This is a genomic window from Variovorax sp., from assembly GCF_965279555.1.
In the GTDB taxonomy this organism is placed as follows: Bacteria; Pseudomonadota; Gammaproteobacteria; order Burkholderiales; family Burkholderiaceae_C; genus Variovorax.
Map to the genome: position 1 here is coordinate 1,313,192 of NZ_OZ257247.1, position 17,171 is coordinate 1,330,362.

At 62.5% G+C, this 17,171-nt stretch carries 7 protein-coding genes; 4 read left to right on the plus strand and 3 right to left on the minus strand.

Features of this window, described 5'->3' with window-relative positions:
• Positions 1-208 precede the first annotated feature (208 nt).
• The 3 genes from ACQY8B_RS06485 to ACQY8B_RS06495 all read left to right on the plus strand — a co-directional run bounded on the left by ACQY8B_RS06485 (position 209) and on the right by ACQY8B_RS06495 (position 12,327).
• A complete protein-coding gene (locus ACQY8B_RS06485; protein ID WP_422085935.1) occupies positions 209-9,589 on the plus strand; it encodes a filamentous hemagglutinin N-terminal domain-containing protein in 9,381 nt (3,126 codons plus the stop codon).
• A 20-nt stretch (positions 9,590-9,609) separates the two neighbouring features.
• Positions 9,610-9,972, plus strand: coding sequence for a hypothetical protein (locus ACQY8B_RS06490; protein ID WP_422085936.1), 363 nt, complete (start codon positions 9,610-9,612; stop codon positions 9,970-9,972).
• A 642-nt stretch (positions 9,973-10,614) separates the two neighbouring features.
• Positions 10,615-12,327 (plus strand): ShlB/FhaC/HecB family hemolysin secretion/activation protein, encoded by a 1,713-nt coding sequence (locus ACQY8B_RS06495; protein ID WP_422085937.1) that lies wholly within the window; start codon positions 10,615-10,617, stop codon positions 12,325-12,327.
• Between the two features lie 28 nt (positions 12,328-12,355).
• Here ACQY8B_RS06495 and ACQY8B_RS06500 read toward each other — a convergent pair whose 3' ends face one another.
• On the minus strand, positions 12,356-13,930 hold the full coding sequence (locus tag ACQY8B_RS06500) for a sulfatase-like hydrolase/transferase (protein WP_422089162.1): 1,575 nt from the start codon (positions 13,928-13,930) through the stop codon (positions 12,356-12,358).
• A 297-nt stretch (positions 13,931-14,227) separates the two neighbouring features.
• Between ACQY8B_RS06500 and ACQY8B_RS06505 the strand changes: the two genes are divergently transcribed.
• Positions 14,228-14,695 (plus strand): SH3 domain-containing protein, encoded by a 468-nt coding sequence (locus tag ACQY8B_RS06505; RefSeq protein ID WP_422085938.1) that lies wholly within the window; start codon positions 14,228-14,230, stop codon positions 14,693-14,695.
• A 25-nt stretch (positions 14,696-14,720) separates the two neighbouring features.
• Here the strand turns inward: ACQY8B_RS06505 and glpK are convergent, their stop codons facing one another.
• Positions 14,721-16,217 (minus strand): glycerol kinase GlpK, encoded by a 1,497-nt coding sequence (glpK, locus tag ACQY8B_RS06510; RefSeq protein WP_422085939.1) that lies wholly within the window; start codon positions 16,215-16,217, stop codon positions 14,721-14,723.
• 23 nt (positions 16,218-16,240) lie between these two features.
• Positions 16,241-17,011: a DeoR/GlpR family DNA-binding transcription regulator gene (locus ACQY8B_RS06515; protein ID WP_422085940.1), complete on the minus strand. Its 771-nt coding sequence runs from the start codon at positions 17,009-17,011 to the stop codon at positions 16,241-16,243.
• Between the last annotated feature and the right edge of the window lie 160 nt (positions 17,012-17,171).

Sequence of the window (17,171 nt, forward strand, 5' to 3'; positions counted from 1 at the left end):
AGACTTTTGACAATTGTTGACGCAACGAAATCAGCAACGTCAAAAGTAAACAATATGGATTAACTTGCCTGAATTGGATGTTTTCAGGCGTTTAAAAGCGTGCATTAATACCTTGTAGATGAGCGCTGCTCTCCCATAATCGCGGTCCTCAGCTTTCATTTGGTCACAAATGATGCTGAGCTATGACAACTGTGAGGGAGCGTGAGCGATGAATCGGCACTTGCACCGCGTGGTCTTCAACGCGGCCAGAGGGATGCGCATGGTGGTCCAGGAAACGGCCGCCAGTACTGGCAAGGGCGCTAGCAGGGCGACCACCGCCGCAGGCGCTGCAGCACTCGCGGGTGCACTGATTGCAGGTGCCGCACACGGCCAGATCGTCGGTGCCCCGAACGTCCCCGGCAACCTTCGCCCGACCGTGTTGACAGCCCCCAATGGCGTGCCGCTGGTCAATATCCAGACGCCTTCCGCCGCGGGTGTTTCGCGCAACGTCTACAACCAGTTCAGCGTCGGCGCGAACGGCGCCATCCTGAACAACAGCCGGGTGAATGTGCAGACCCAATTGGGTGGGTTCGTTCAGGGCAACCCCAATCTGGCGACGGGCCCTGCACGCATCATCCTCAACGAGGTCAACGGCGGAACACCCAGCCAGCTGCGCGGCTACATCGAAGTGGGCGGGCAGCGCGCGGAAGTGATCATCGCAAACCCGGCGGGCATCAGCGTCGACGGCGGCGGCTTCATCAATGCCAGCCGCGCCACGCTCACTACCGGCACGCCGCAGTTCAACGCCGTCGGCGGTCTCGACAGTTTCCTGGTTCGTGGCGGCACCGTCACCATCGACGGTGCGGGCCTCGATGCCAGCAAGACCGACTACGCGGCCATTCTTGCGCGTGCTGTGCAGGCCAACGCGAGCATCTGGGCCAGCGAACTCAAGGTGGTGACCGGCGCGAACCAGATCAGCGCGGACCATAGCCAAATCACGCCCACGACAGGTACTGGCACTGCGCCGACCTTTGCGCTCGACGTTGCTGCCTTGGGCGGCATGTACGCAAACAAGATCGTCCTGATCGGGAGCGAAGCCGGCCTGGGCGTGCGCAACGCGGGCAGCATCGGCGCTGGTGCTGGGGGACTTGTCGTTACGGCGGCAGGCCGCCTCGAAAACATCGGCACGCTGGAAGGGCGGCGCGTTGAACTGACCACGGCTGGTGACATCTCCAACCGTGGAGGCACGATCCGGCAGGGCAGTTCGGCGGGCCTGACCATTGCTTCGCCGGTCTTGAGCAATACGAGTGGCGGTGTGATTGGTGCCGAGCCCGTGAGCGCCGGTGCAAGCAGCGGCGGCACGAGCAGCGGTGGCTCGACTGGTGGCGGAACCACGAGTCCGACCGGTGGCGGCGGCATGACCACGCCATCGACCACGGGTGGCAGCGACACGGGTTCGAGCGGTACATCCACGCCGGCCACCTACACCCCGCCCGCACCGGGCGTCATCACCGCTGGTGGAATCATCTCCAATGATGGCGGCAAGATCTATGCAGGCGGTCCCATTACGCTCAACACGCCGCAGGTCAACAACGCGGGCGGTTCGCTCAATGTCGCGACGATGGCTGTTGCAGGCCCGAGTTTCAGCAATGCAGGCGGAACTCTCAACGTCAGTAACAGCTTCAGTGCCAATGTGGGCCAACTGGACAACACCGGTGGCAAGCTGAACGCCGGCTCGTTGAACATTGCCACCAGCGGCGATTTGATCAACACGGACGGCACACTGACCAGCGCCACCGATGCAAGCCTGACGGTCGGCGGCAAGGTCGAGAACACACGCGGATCGATATCGGCAGCGGGCGCACTGACCGCGAACGTGGCTGGAGCCACTGTCAACAACAGCGGCACCCTAGCTTCCAACCAGGCGCTGACACTGAAGACCGACTCGCTGCAAAACACCCAAGGCAGCATCCAGTCCGCACAGGCCGGTGTGCAGCTCGGCGTAACCAACGCGCTGACCAACGGGAGCGGCGGCAGCATCAACGCGGCCACCGATGTGAGCGTCCAGGCCGGCTCGCTCGCCAATGGCGGCAGTCTGCGTGGTGGCAACGATGCCACCGTTGCAGTCGGCGGTGCGCTGACCAACGACGGCAGCATCACGGCGTGGCGCAACACCACGATCTCGGCCGGCAGCGTGCAAAGCAGCAGCTCGAGCGTGCTGGGCGCGGGTATCCAGAACGATGGCAAGCTTGGCAGTGTCGGCAATCTTCGTGTCACCGCCTCAGGCGCACTTGTCGCCAACGGCACCAACCTCGCGGCCGGCAACGCAACGCTGCAAGGTCAGAGCGTCGACCTCTCGGCCAGCCAGACCAGCGCAGCCAACATCGCGATCACGGCCACGCAGGGCGATGTGATCACCAGCAAGGCCACGGTGGTCACGCCTGGCACCCTGAGCATCACGGCCAACGCCCAGCCTGGCCAGACTCTGACCAATGATGCCGGCAAGCTCAATGCGGGCCTGTTGCAAATCGATGTCTCGAACCTCGCGAACACGAATGCCGGCGAGATCGTGCAGACCGGTGCGGGCGTATCCACCATCACTGCCAGTGGCATCTTGAACAACGATGGCTCGCGCATTGCCAGCAACGGCCAGGACCTTAGCCTACGCGCCGCGAGCATCAGCAGCGCGAACGGCAAGATCGAGCATGCTGGTGCTGGCACGTTGACCGTCGCAGGCGGCAGCTACAACGGTGCCAATGGCCAGATCACAACGAATGGCGCACTGGCAGTCGCCATGTCGAGTGCCTTCAATCAGGATGGCGATCAGGCCACAACCAGCGCCAAGCAACAGATCACTATCGATGCCGGCTCGCTCAGCAATCGCGGCGGCCGGATCATCCAGACCGGCACCGATGCCACTCGCATCACCGTGTCCGACGCGCTGGACAACAGCAATGCGGGCACCATCGCCAGCAATGGCAACACGACCATCTCAGCCGGCAGCTTGATGAATCAGGGCAGCACGATCCGCGCGGCTGAGACCTCCAGCCTCGGCCTGTCTGTTGGAGGCTCGCTCGACAACAGCAACAAGGGCGTCATCGGTGCAGGTGGCAACACCACCGTCGCAGCGGGAAGCATCAACAACAACACGGGCAGTGTGACGGCGGTCGGTGATCTGAAGGCCACCATTCGCGGCGCTGCAATGAATGCGGGGGGCACGCTGGCGGCCAACGGAAACACCAGGCTGGTGGCCGACACGCTGGATAACCGCAGCGGGGCTGTCGCAGCGGTCAATGGCGATCTGAGTGTCACGACCACGGGCGCGACGACCAACGATGCGGGCACCCTGCAGGCAGGGGGAAAGACCGCGCTGTCCTCTGGCGGCCTGAGCAACGTGGGCGGCAAAGCCTTCGGTGACAGCCTGTCCGTGGATACGCACGGCAACGCGCTGAACAACAGCGTAGGTGGCACGCTGGCCGCGACCACGATGGTTGCTATCAATTCGGGCGCTCTTACGAATGATGCCAGTCTGATCCAGTCGGGCGGCGTGATGACCATCAATACGAATGGTCAAGCGCTGATCAACACCACTGCGGCGAGCTACACCACCAAGCAAGGTGGCATCGCGAGTGGGGACACGCTCGATCTGAAAGCTGGGACAGTCAACAATGCAGCCGGGTTCATTGGCTCGAAGAACGCGCTGACAGCCGAGACTCAGGCCTTCTCCAACACGGATGGCGGCCTGGTGCTCAGCCAGTCCACCGTCGCGATCAACACCAACGGCACGGCCTACGACAACAGCGGCGGGCAAACGCAGGCAGTGGGCGATCTCAGCATCAACGCCGGCAGCATCAATAACAATGGTGGCCTTGTTCGCTCGATAGCAAAGACGGCGCTGAATGCCGGCACGATCGCCAACACGAACACGCTGGGCACCGATCAGGGCATCGAGGGCAAGAACGTTGCCATCGGTGTTGGCGGCGACCTGAACAACGCATCCGGGGCCATTCGCGCTGATGTCAATGCCACTATCACCAGTGGAGGCACCCTGACCAACACGAACGGGCTGATTTCTGCTGGCAACACGCTGGGCATCGTTGATCCGAACCGTGCGAACCCTGCAGCCAAGACGCTGAACGTTGTCAATACGGGCGGCACGTTGGTCGCAGGTACAGCCGCCGTGCTCGGTGCGGACGGCAAGGTTCAGACGGCCGCGTTCGGCAAACTGGACATCGATGCCAGGAGCTTCAGCGGCGACGGCATGACGGTCGGTGTGAATGACCTGAGCATCGTGCTGGCGCAAGACGTGACGAACAACGTCGACGTCAAGGCAGGCGGCAATCTGGCCTATGCGACCACCGGCAAGCTGACCAACAGCGGCAAGCTGCTTGCAGGTGGCACGGTCACAGCCAGTGGCAACGATGTCGAGAACACAGTCAATGGAGAAATGACGGGTGGCACCACGATTGTCAGCGCCGCCAGTACGCTGACCAACCGCGGATTGATCGACGGCTACCGCACGCAGATCAATGGCGGCACGGTCAACAATGTGGGCACAGGCCGCATTTATGGCGACATCGTCTCGGTCGCGGCAGGCACCCTGAACAACGACAGTGAGACCATCGGCGGCGTGACCAGGGCGGGAACCATCGCTTCGCGCGATACCTTGGACATTGGCGCCCAGACCATCAACAACCGAGAGCACGCACTGCTCTTCAGCGTGGGTGAAATGTTCATCGGCGGGGGTCTCGACGCCAAGCGCCAGGCCATCGGCAAAGGAGGCGCGCTCAACAATCTGAGCGCCACCGTCGAATCGTTGAGTGACATGTCCATCGCGATGGGCCAGATCAACAACTTCGACAACCACTTTACGGTGATTCGCACCAGCAGCGGTCCGGTCAATGGCGACCACACCATTACCCCGTTGGGAGGCATCGAGATGCCTATCGACAAGTTCGTGCTGGACCGTGGCGGGCGGGTGTGGTCAACCATCATCAATGGTCAGGTCGTTAGCGGCAAGGGCTGGATTGAGCGCCAGTACACGACCACCACGGAAGTGGACCAGCCCGCCAATCCACCCGACCCGGGACGTATCTATTCGGGCGGCAACATGATCATCGACGGCAAGTTGCGCAACCGTGACAGCCAGGTGATGGCAGGCGGTCAGTTCAGCATCGACCCGGCCAACATCGACAACACCCCGACGCAGGGGCAGCGGGTCGTCACGGTCGGTGGGTTGCAGATCTTCGCGCCGCCCGAGAAGGGCAACAACGTCGTGCCTGGATTTATTCCGGAACAAAAATCGATCTACACCATCGACGTGGGGACGAGTTGCATCAACACCTGTACCGATGTGGCTCACTCGGGCAAGAAGGTTGACGCTGCGCAGGGTGTCGCCGTCATTGACCAAGCTGGCGCTGCTGGTGCGGTGACGGCGGGAACGCGTGCACGCGCCATCGTGGAAGTGCCGTCGGCGGTCGGGGGCTTCATCAAGACAAGTGGCAATACTGCCGATAGTGCGGCCACTGCTGGTGGTACTTCGGGCGCGGGGCGCACCTCCGTCATCCCGCTGGTGGTGCGCACCAGCCTTCCCAACACGACGATACCGACCACCAGCCTGTTCGGTATCCATGCCGGTCCGGGCGGCTATCTGATCGAGACCGATCCCCGCTTTGCCAACTACCGCAACTGGCTCAGCAGCGACTACCTGCTGAAAAACCTCGGACTCGATCCGAACAATATTCTCAAGCGTCTGGGTGACGGCTTCTATGAGCAAAAGCTCATCCGCGAGCAGGTCGCGCAGCTTACGGGCTATCGCTACCTAGCCAACTACTCCAATGACGAAGACCAGTACATCGCGCTGATGACTGCGGGAGCGATCTTCGCGGAGGAATATGGCCTACGTCCCGGCATTGCGCTCACACCTGCGCAAATGGCACAACTTACCAGCGACATTGTCTGGCTGGTTGAGCAGACAGTGACGCTGCCCGACGGGACCACGCAGCAGGTGCTCGTGCCCCAGGTCTATGTGCGCGTGCAGCCAGGCGACATCACCGGCGGCGGTTCGCTGCTGTCCGCCGAGCGGATGATCATTAAGGGCAAGGGTGATCTGACCAACAGCGGCACCATTGCCGGGCGAACGCTGGTCGAGATCAATGCCGACAACATCAACAATCTGGGCGGTCGGATCGCAGGTGGCAGTGTCAAGCTGGATGCCAAGAACGACATCAACAACATCGGCGGCAGTATTACCGGGGCCAACTCGGTGTCGTTGAAGGCTGGACACGACATCAAGATCGAGACCACCACCAACTCGCAGGTCGGTTGGCTGGCCAGTAAGACCAACATCGACCGTGTGGCGGGCGTCTATGTGACCAACCCGGGCGGAACGCTGATCGCCAGCGCGGGCAATGACGTCAACGTGATTGGCGGCATTCTGTCTAACAAGGGCAAAGACAGTTTCACGGGCGTCACGGCCGGCAAGAACATCAACCTGGGCACTGTCACCGAATCCAGCAGCCGATTGTCGATATTCACGCCCACAACCTATCACGGTGACGCTTCCAGCAAGGAGATCGGCAGCACCATCGTGGGCGACGGTACTGTGTTGCTCAACGCCAAGGGCGGCGACATCAATGCACGGGCCGCGACATTGGACTCCGGCAAGGGGCTGTTGAGCCTCACGGCCGCGGGAGATATCAACATCACGTCGGGGGTCGAAACAAGTGCGACCATGGGCGCCAGCCAATCGACCAAAAAAGGATTTCTCAAATCCACCACCAGCAGCGTCTCGGGCGAGTCCCAGTCCACCACCAGCATTGGCAGTCACCTGTCGGGTCAGGCTATCGGCCTGTCGGCTGGCCGCGATATCAACGTTGTAGGCAGCGACATCGAGGCACAAGGAAATGCCTCGCTCACAGCCGGACGCAACGTGAACATCGTCTCCGCCGTAGACAGCGTGTCGGCCAGCTTGGACCGTTCACGCGAGACCAAAGGATTCATCGTTCCGAAGCTGGGCGGTTCCAGCATCGACCGCGCGATTCGCAATGAGCAACATGCGGAGGTTTCCAGCCAGTTCGAGCGGGCATCCAATGTCACCGCGGGTGGCAACCTGGGCGTCACGGCAGGCCAGCAGGTCAATGTCTACGCCAGCAACCTCAGCGCTGGCGAAGACCTGAAGATCACCGGCAAGGAAGTGACCATCCTGAGCGGTACCAACGAAGTCCGCCAAGAGATCGGCAGCAAGGACTCCAAAAAGTCCATCGGCACGATGGGCAACTTCAAGCGCGTTGGCAAGGGCATGAACGGCAAGGAGAGCGTGACCAATGCGCTGAACCAAACCACGCTAGCAGCAGCCACGCTGAACGGCAAAAACGTTACGATTTCAGCCACCGATGGCAATCTGACGCTGGGTGCGGTGCGGATCAAGGCAGACGATGCCGTTGCATTGAACGCTCCGAAGGGTGCCGTGAACTTCGATGTCGTCAAAACGGGCACCGAAGTAGGCCAAAGCCGTGGGGAAAGCGACCCCATGTACCAGCGCACGCGGGACACCGGCTTGCACTTGGAAAGCGCGAATTACACCCAGATCGACAGCAAGACGCTGAAGCTGGATACCCCAAAAGTCAATGTACAGGTGGGGCAAAACTCGACCAAGGGGCCTGGCGACATCTACGTCGCGCAACAGACCATCGAGCAGGTTCTGCAAGGACAGCGTAACCAGCCCGGCATGGGGTGGCTGAACCAAATCCAGAGCGACCCGGCCCTCAACAAGGTACAGATCAACTGGGAGGGCGTGCCGCTGGAACAGCGGCGGTGGGCGGAGAAACAGGGCAGCCTTACTCAGGCGGGCGGCGCCGTGGTCGCGATTGTGGCTACCGTCATGACCTGGGGCGCGGCCAGCAGCATCGGGACGGTGGCCGGCAGTGCCGTCGGTGGTGGCACGACGGGGAGCATCGTCGGTGCAGCAGTCTCCGCCGGTGTGTCGAGCATTGCCGCACAAGCCGCTGTCGGACTGATCAACCACAACGGCAACATTGGCGAAGTGCTGGAGGATCTGGCTTCGAGTCAGGGGATCAAGAACATCACTACGGCGATGTTGACGGCAGGGACCGTGCAAGGGCTGAACATCAGTCTCGGTTTGGGTGGCGCAGCCTCCACTCTGACGACTCCGCAACTCATTGGGCGAGGCCTGATTGATGGAGCGGCCGCAGGCCTGATTCGCTCGGCCATCAACGGCACGAGTCTTGAGACCGAGTTGGCGAACGGGATGCTGAATGGCCTGCTCAATTCGGCCGCGGCTGGAAGCGCCAATTGGATTGGAGGGAACACCGAAGGGTTTGTGAATGAATTGGCGCATGCACTGGCCGGTTGCTTAGCTGGCGCAGGCAGTGCAGCGGTCAACGGCGGCACGAGTGCGGGCACTGGATGCAGCGCAGGCGCTGTGGGCGCTGTCGTTGGTCACCTCGCGGGGGAGTATTTCAATCCCACTGGCGATCCTGCGTTGAGTGTCCAGAGCATTGCGTTGGGACAGATGGTGGGGGCACTTGCGGGCCTGCTCGTGGGCGGCGATGCCGCCAGCGTGAACATCGCGTCCAATGCCGGGGGCAATGCGGTGGAAAACAACCTGCTGAGCGGCGCCCAACGACGGCAACGGGACGCAGAGCTTTCGGCCTGCGCCAAGGATGCGAACCCCACAATTTGCGAGTTCAAAGTCTCCGAACGCTGGAGCATGGTGGACTACAAGCAACAGGTCGTATATGACACCTTGTCGGCCGCCAAAGAAAGGGCGTTGCTGAATCCAACTGCTGCCAATGTGATTGCGCTCAATAACGCGATCACGGACATGGTCAGCTTGTATGGAGAGTTCCAGACAGCGGGTGACACGCGTGGAGCTCGCACAATCAGCGCGGCGCTAGTATCAGGTGTCCTGTCCAGAGCGCAGAGCTGCGCAGCGCTGCAAGGTGGTGGTGGTTGCGGCACGATTGTGCTAACGCCGACGGAGCGTAGTGCGGTTGCGAATGCTTTCATCGAATTCGGGCTTGCCTCCGAAGGCAGCATCGCTGCGAGCGATCTGCGCACCATCCGGGCGATTGGTGAGGTGATTGGATCAGGCTCAGCTACTGCTTGGAGAACGCTGACAGAGTTATTTGAGGGCCTAAGTGCTTCTGCTCGCCAATTGACTCGGCAAACGGTGCGACCCGAGGGGAGCGCTGTGAATTTGGGCACAAAACTGGGAACTGATCAAGACACCATCAAGGCTGCACAATGGCTGAAGCCAGAACCTGGATACTACGATGTCGTTATTCATGGCAATGCTGACACTGCCATGGTTCTCAGAAATGGGGTATGGGTCAATGTGGATCAACGCGCATTGGCTACTTATATTGGGAAGCAAGCAGATTATTCAGGTGGGCCTGTGCGACTGGCATCGTGCTCGACTGGCTCGTGTAGTACAGGGTACGCTCAAGATCTCGCGAATAAGCTGGGGGTTCCCGTGATGGCGCCCACGGATTTGCTATTTGTCTACCCTAATGGTGCGGTAGTAATTGGCCCCAATGCGTATTCCAATACTGGGAGTTGGCAAGTTTTTAGGCCAACTCCAAATTAATTGCTCAAGGAGTTTTTGTAATGTTGATTCCTGCTGGAATATTCAAGGAACATTGCGGAGGAGATTTTCCTTCGATTTTGACTGTCGTTGCGACAAGCATGAATGCTGAGGAACGAGAGAAAGTGGCAAATTATCTCGCTTCGTGCCCGATAGTTGTTGCAAGTCCTGGCATAGTCAAAAGTATTTTTGATGACTCCGTAATTGCAGGAACTCCATCCATGCGAACCGACGGCGATTGGGTTTGGCATGATACATACTCTTATTACGTGAGAACGCAAAAAGTCAACGTAGACGAAGATTTTTTAGGTCACATGCGTGAACGAGCCTACGTTCCACTTGTTGATGCGGAAGTTGATTTTTCTACGATGCAGTTTCCATGGTGATTCTGCCGGGGCAATTATTGATGCCGAATTGCAAACCTTTGAGGTGCTCGCGCATATAGCCGCAATCGAATCAACTCCGGGGTTAAACGGGTTGTTAATCTACTCCATACGGGCGTCAGAGAGATGTATGCGGTAAATCGCGATTGATTCTGAATTACGCTTAAAAATTGTCGCTCAACTTCGGTGAAGCATGAAAAATTCTCCGGTCAAGACTGATGTGTACAAGCTGCGCAGCATTATTTATGGGAGATTCTAAATTCACCATAAAAATGAATCGAAACGAAGACGCAATCGAGGTGAGATGCGAAGTTAAAAGAGTTGAAGATAGCTTCATTGAAGGGCTCGATTTAATTTCTTTTGAGGCATCTCGATTTGGCGACCTTTGCATTCAAGGGTTAATTGATCTTAAATTGCTGAGAGACGCAATTTTTTCATTCGATCGATTCATATAAATGTCTTGGATTATTTGATCTAGGACGCAAGATTTGAGTGCGCGCGCGACATACCAGAATCAGCACACGCAATGCGGGTCTCTTGGCGGCTATTGCTTGTTCCAAGGCCGTTTTGCGAAACAGGCGCCCTCGTCTCAATGCAGAAAATTACAAGAAGCCAGGGAGAACTACATTGACCTCACGAGCCCTCGTGGCTGTCGCCTTGCTGGGCAGTCCTTTGCTTGCCCTGTCGCAGGTTTCAAGTACGCCACAACCCTTCGTCGAGCAGCAACGCCAGCAGGAGCGTGAACGCGCCCTGCGCGAGCAAAACGAACGCACTGTTGACCAGCGTCCACAGACGGCCCCGCCACCTCCGGCGCAGCGCATCCCCGAGTCTGAGGTTCCGTGCTTCCGCATCGACCGCGTGTTGCTGGTCGGCGAGCAGTCCGAATCGTTCCAATGGGCCGTTGCCGACCTGTCCGGTCCGGAGGGAAATGATTCACCTGCTGGCCGCTGCCTAGGCACGGCTGGCGTCAACGTGGTGTTGGCGCGTGCGCAGCAAGCCGTCATTGCGCGCGGCTACGTCACTACCCGCGTGCTGGCTGCTCCACAGGATCTTTCTGCCGGCACACTGACCCTATCGCTGGTGCCCGGCCGCATCGCAGCCATTCGGACGACACCTGATTCGTCTTCGACGTTGCTCGGCAGTTCGGCCTTGCTGGCCACTGCCATCCCCGCACGCCCGGGCGATCTGCTGAATCTGCGTGACATCGAACAAAGCCTAGAGAACCTCAAGCGCGCCCCCACAGCCGAAGCCGACATCCAGATCGAGCCCTCGACCGCCCCCAACGCCAAGCCCGGCGACAGCGACCTCGTCGTGAAATACGCCCAGGCCAAGAAGTGGCGAGTCACCCTGAGCCTCGACGACAGCGGCACCGAAGCCACCGGCCGCTACCAGTCCGGCGCCACCCTGTCCCTGGACAACCCCTTCGGCCTGAACGACCTGTTCTACGTCAGCGCCAACCACAACATCAACAACCACGTCTTCAGTGACCCGGCCAAGGGCACTGAAGGCCAGACCGTTCACTACTCGCTGCCCTACGGCTACTGGCTCCTGGGCTTCACCGCCTCCAACAGCCAGTACCACCAGAGCGTGGCCGGCCTGAATCAGGACTACGTCTACGCCGGCAAGTCAAACAACGCCGAGGTCAAGCTCTCGCGCCTGCTCTACCGCGACCAGAGCCGCAAGACGACGGTGGCCGTCAAGGGCTGGCGCCGCGAATCGCGCAACTTCGTAGACGACACCGAGGTCGAGGTGCAGCACCGCGTGGTCGGCGGCTGGGAGTTCAGCCTGAACCACAAGGAGTTCATCGGCGAAGCGACGCTCGAGGGCACGCTGGCCTACAAGCGCGGCACCGGCGGCTTCGGCTCTCGCGCCGCACCGGAAGAAGAGTTCGGTGAGGGCACTTCGCGTCTGAAGCTGTACACGGCCGATGTCACTCTCAACGCGCCGTTCAAGCTCGGCGAGCAGAAGATGCGCTACTCCGGCCTGATCCGCGCCCAGTGGAACCGCACGCCGTTGACGCCGCAAGACCGCTTCGCTATCGGCGGGCGCTACACGGTGCGCGGCTTCGATGGCGAGACGAGCCTGCTGGGCGAACGCGGCTGGCTCATCCGCAACGACATCGGGTGGGCCATGGGGCAAAGCGGGGCAGAGCTGTACGTCGGCGCAGACTACGGCCACGTCGGTGGCCGCTCGACGGTCGATCTGCTCGGCCGGAGCCTGGCCGGCGCCGTGGTCGGCGTGCGCGGCCAATGGAGCAAGCTGAGCTACGACTTCTTCGTCGGCGCGCCGATCAGCAAGCCGGAGGGCTATCGCACAGCGAAGGTCACGCTGGGTTTCAATCTCAACGCGAGCTTCTGATGCGTCAAGTGCTTGTGCAGCTTACGAACTAACGCGAGAACGACTCCACCGCCACCGGAATCTCCGGCGCCTGCCAGCGGTAGGCGCCGGCCAGCACGTCGCGTTCCGGCTTCTGTCCGTTCCACTGGATGTGGAGCAGGTCCATCAGGGTCCAGCCGGTCCAGTCCGCGCGAAACGGCTGCTGCATCTCGCTGGTCGGCAGCGGCTGCCGGTTGCGCCACACCACGGCCGGGATGCGGTAGCCCGAAGCGGTCGATGGGCTGTGGCCCGCGCGGTCGCTCACGTGGCCCACTTCCTGCCCGTGGTCCGACAGGTACATCCATGCGCGGTAGTCCTGCGGCTTGCCCGCGCTGCGCGTCTGCTGCAGCAGTTCGGACACCACGAAGTCGTGATACAGCAGCGCCGCGTCGTACTCCTGGCGGAAGCGCCGCACCCATGAGGAGCGGCCGTCTTTCACGAGGCCGTTTTCCACCGCGTCGATGTCGTCGTCGAAGGGGTTGGCATTCGCCGGAAAGCGCAGGCTGTAGTGCGGATGCGCGCCCATCAGGTGGACGACGATCAGCTTGCGCTCGGTGCTGGTGTCGGCCAGCGCTTCCTGCACGCAGTCGAGGATCTCGCCGTCCAGCGAGGCGCTGGCGCGGCCCGGCGTGCGGTTCACCATGTCGACCACATCGGCAAAGCGCGCATGCTGCTGCTCGATGGCCAGGTCGTCGTGGTTGCTGATCCACCAGACCTTGTAGCCCGCGGCGCGCGCCAGGGCCAGCACGTGCGGCGGGTTCTCGCTGTCGGGCAGGCCGAAGCGGAACATGTTGCGCAGCGCGGGCAGGGTGCTCGCGTCCACCGACCACGCGTTCTTCAGCACCGCCATCTGCTCGCCGGTCTGTGCCTTGTGCGCCTGCAGGCGCGGCGTGGTCGGGCGGCCGTAGCCGTAGAGGCCCATGTTGTCGCGGTTGATGCTGTCGGTGATGACCAGCACGACGGTGGAAGGCCCGGCCTGCGTGATGATGGGCGCGATGGCCTTGGCCTGCGCCATCAGGCGGTCGCGTTGCTGTTGCTGGTCGGCCCAGGCGGTCTGCAGCGTTCGGAGGGACTGGACCCACTGTGTCCAGAAGATCGCGGGATGCAGCCGGCGCCACGGCTTGCTCGCATAGGCCACGCAGGACACGAGCAGCGCCAGCACCAGCAGCGCCGTGATCCAGCGTGCGTGGCGACCTGATGTCGTGGCCACCGCACCGCGCCGCGCGAACATGCCCACCAGCAGGCCCGCGGCGATCAGCACGGCGCCCCATACGGCGGCCGAGCGCCAGTGCATCCACAGGTACTCCGTGCTCTCGCGGGCGTTGGTGTTGGCCGCCGCGCCCAGCACCATCGCGCCGTCGGGTGCGGCCTGGTAGGTTTCGAGCAGATAGGCCCGCACCGTGGCATCGAGCGCGAAACCCATGGCCCACAGCCAGACCAGCACCGTGCGCAGACGCCGCATGCGCGCGCTGCGCAGCGGCCATGCGAGCCACAGCACCATCGGCAATGCCAGCACCGCGAGCTGCGCGATGCGCCGGCCGTCGTGGCCCAGCGCGATCAGCGCCAGCAGCGTGGCGCCGACCATGCCGCAGGCAAGCCATGCGCCGTGGCGGGGCGGGGATGGGGTAGCGGGGAGGGCAGTCAAGCGGACAGCGCTGGCAGCGCGAGCAGAGATGTGGGGCGGGGCGGATTCTGCCCCGGCCGGAGCGCCGGGCACCGCAGTCTCCCCGGCTGCGCAGGGGGCATGAGGCCGCGGAGTTCGCGGGAGACGACTGTCCGGGAAATCCCCGCGGAACTTATTGAGCCCAGGGCGCCCAGACGGGCTCGCCCGGCACCGCCGGACATTCACTCCCTACGCTCGATAGAAAGGAACCCCAGCTCCATGGATAGATTCAGTCGATGGCCCGCGCTCCTGCTCGCATTCTTCCTCTCATGGGTGGCCGTGCCGTCCGTGTTCGCGGCGGCGCCGTCCTCGCAGATGGTCAGTGCCGCCGTTCCCACGCTCAACATGCGCACCGGCCCCGGACAGCGCTACGAGACGCACTGGACAGTGAGCAAGGGCTATCCGTTCCGCGTGATCGGCAGGAAGGGCGATTGGCTGAGGGTCAGCGACTTCGAGAACGACAAGGGCTGGGTCTACCGGCCCATGACCAGCAAGACGCCGCACCATGTGGTGAAGGCCAAGGTGGCCAACCTGCGGCGCGCGCCGAACGCCCGCGGTCCCGTCGTGAAGAAGGCCGGCTACGGCGACGTGCTGCGCACCATCGAGCGCCGGGGCGACTGGATCAAGGTGCGGCACGAAGGCGGCGCCACCGGCTGGGTGCAGAAGCGCCTGACCTGGGGCTGGTAGGCGACGACGTGCGCCGGGTCGCCGCTCAGGTGGCGGTGGCCTGGCGCACCGCGCGTTCCCAGCGCGCCATCGATTCCTCCGCCTGCGCGCGGCCCATGGTCGGCAGGAAGCGGCGCTCCACCTTCCACAGCTTCGAGAGCTGGCCCGCGTCGCTATAGAAGCCGGTCGACAGCCCCGCGAGATAGGCGGCGCCCAGCGCGGTGGTCTCGACCACTTCGGGCCGCACCACCGGAATGCCCAGCAGGTCGGCCTGGAACTGCATCAGCAGGTCGTTCACGCTGGCGCCGCCGTCCACGCGCAGTTCGGCCACCGGCTTGCCGCCGGCAGCCACCGCGTCGCGGCTCATGGCCTGCAGCAGCGCGGCGCTCTGGTAGGCGATGCTTTCCAGCGCGGCGCGCGCGATGTGCGCGACCGTCGTCCCGCGCGTGAGGCCGGTGATCGTGCCGCGCGCATCGGCATCCCAGTAGGGGGCACCCAGGCCGGTGAAGGCAGGCACCATCATCACGCCGCCTGCGTCGGGCACGCTCTCGGCCAGCGACTGCACTTCGGCGCTGCCCTTGATGGCCTTGAGGCCGTCGCGCAGCCACTGCACCACGGCGCCGCCCACGAACACGCTGCCTTCCATCGCGTACTGCGGTTTCGCATCGGTCTGCGCGGCGCTGGTCACGAGCAGGCCGTTGTGCGAAGGCTGGAACGCGCCGCCGGTGTGCATCAGCAGGAAGCAGCCGGTGCCGTAGGTGTTCTTGGCCATGCCCGCCTCGAAACAGGCCTGGCCGAAGAGGGCGCTCTGCTGGTCGCCGGCCACGCCGCCGATGGGCAGCGTGTGGCCCAGCAGCGTGGTGTCTGTGTCGGCGAAGTGAGAGCTGGATGGCTGCACCTTCGGCATCAGCGCTGCGGGAATGTCCAGCGCCTTCAGCAGCTCGGCGTCCCATGCGTTGTCGTGCACGTTGAAGAGCATGGTGCGCGAGGCATTGCTCACGTCGGTCACGTGCGCCTTGCCGCCGGTGAGCTGCCAGATGAGCCAGCTGTCGATCGTGCCGAAGGCCAGTTCGCCGCTCTGCGCCTGCGCGCGCGCGCCGGGCACGTTGTCGAGCAGCCAGCGCAGCTTGGTGCCCGAGAAATACGCGTCGATCACCAGGCCGGTCTTCTGGCGGATGGTGTCGCTCATGCCTTCGTCGCGCAGCTTCGCGCACAGCGGCTCGGCGCGTCGGTCCTGCCAGACGATGGCATGGTGCACCGGCTGGCCTGTCTTGCGGTTCCACAGCACTGTGGTCTCGCGCTGGTTGGTGATGCCGATGGCGTGGATGTCGCTGGCCTGCAGCCCGGCCTTCGCGAGCACCTCGCGCGCGGTGGCGAGCTGGCTGTGCCAGATTTCCATCGGGTCGTGCTCGACCCAGCCGGGCTGCGGATAGATCTGCGTGAGTTCTTTCTGCGCAATGGCCACGATGCGGCCTTCGCGGTCGAACACGATGCTGCGCGAGCTGGAAGTACCCTGGTCCAGGGCCAGCAGGTATGTCTTCATTTCGTCTCCGTGCTTGTTCTTCTTCAGTTGTCGCCCGCGATCTCCAGCCGGACCTGCGCCGCGAGCAGCAGGTCGGTGAAAGGCGGCGGCGGTTCGGCGTCGGTGAACAGCCTGTCGATCTGCGAGAGCGTGCCCAGCTGGATCATCGCGGGCCGGTTGAACTTGCTCGCGTCGGCCGCGAGCCACACCTCGCGCGCCTGCGCGATGATGGTCTGCGCCACCTTCACCTCGCGCAGGTCGAAGTCGCGCAGCGAGCCGTCGGCCTCGATGCTCGACACGCCGATCAGCGCGATGTCGACCTTGAACTGGCGGATGAAGTCGATGGTCGCCTCGCCCACGATGGCGCGGTCGCGCGGGCGCACCGAGCCGCCGGCCACGATCACCTCGCAGGAGCTGTTGCCGCTCAGGATGGTGGCCACGTTCAGGTTGTTGGTGATCACGCGCAGGCCGGTGTGGCGCAGCAGCGCCTTGGCGACTGCCTCGGTGGTGGTGCCGATGTTCAGGATCAGCGAGCAGTCGTTGGGAACCAGCTCCGCCACGCGGCGTGCGATGCGCGCCTTGCCTTCGGCGTGCAGGGTTTCACGCTGCTGGTAGCCGATGTTCTCGGTGGTGGAGCTGGGCACCCGCACGCCGCCGTGAAAGCGCGTCAGCAATCCCTCGTCGGCCAGCCGCTGCACGTCGCGGCGGACGGTCTGCAGCGTGACGCCGAGCATTTCGGCCAGTTCTTCGACGGTGACGGAGCCGCGCGCGCGCACGGTTTCCAGGAGATTGATTTGTCGGGGATTGGAGTTCACAGGGGCGTCGCGAAGGGCAGGAAGACTGCGGCAAGGTTACAGTGCGCGTCGATTTAAAACGAAAGGAAGCGAATCCTGATAAAGGAAATTTCGAGGAAAATCGCGCTCAAAGGAATGAAATTGAAAGAATTCGAAAATATAATGGCCCCGTCAGCGAACC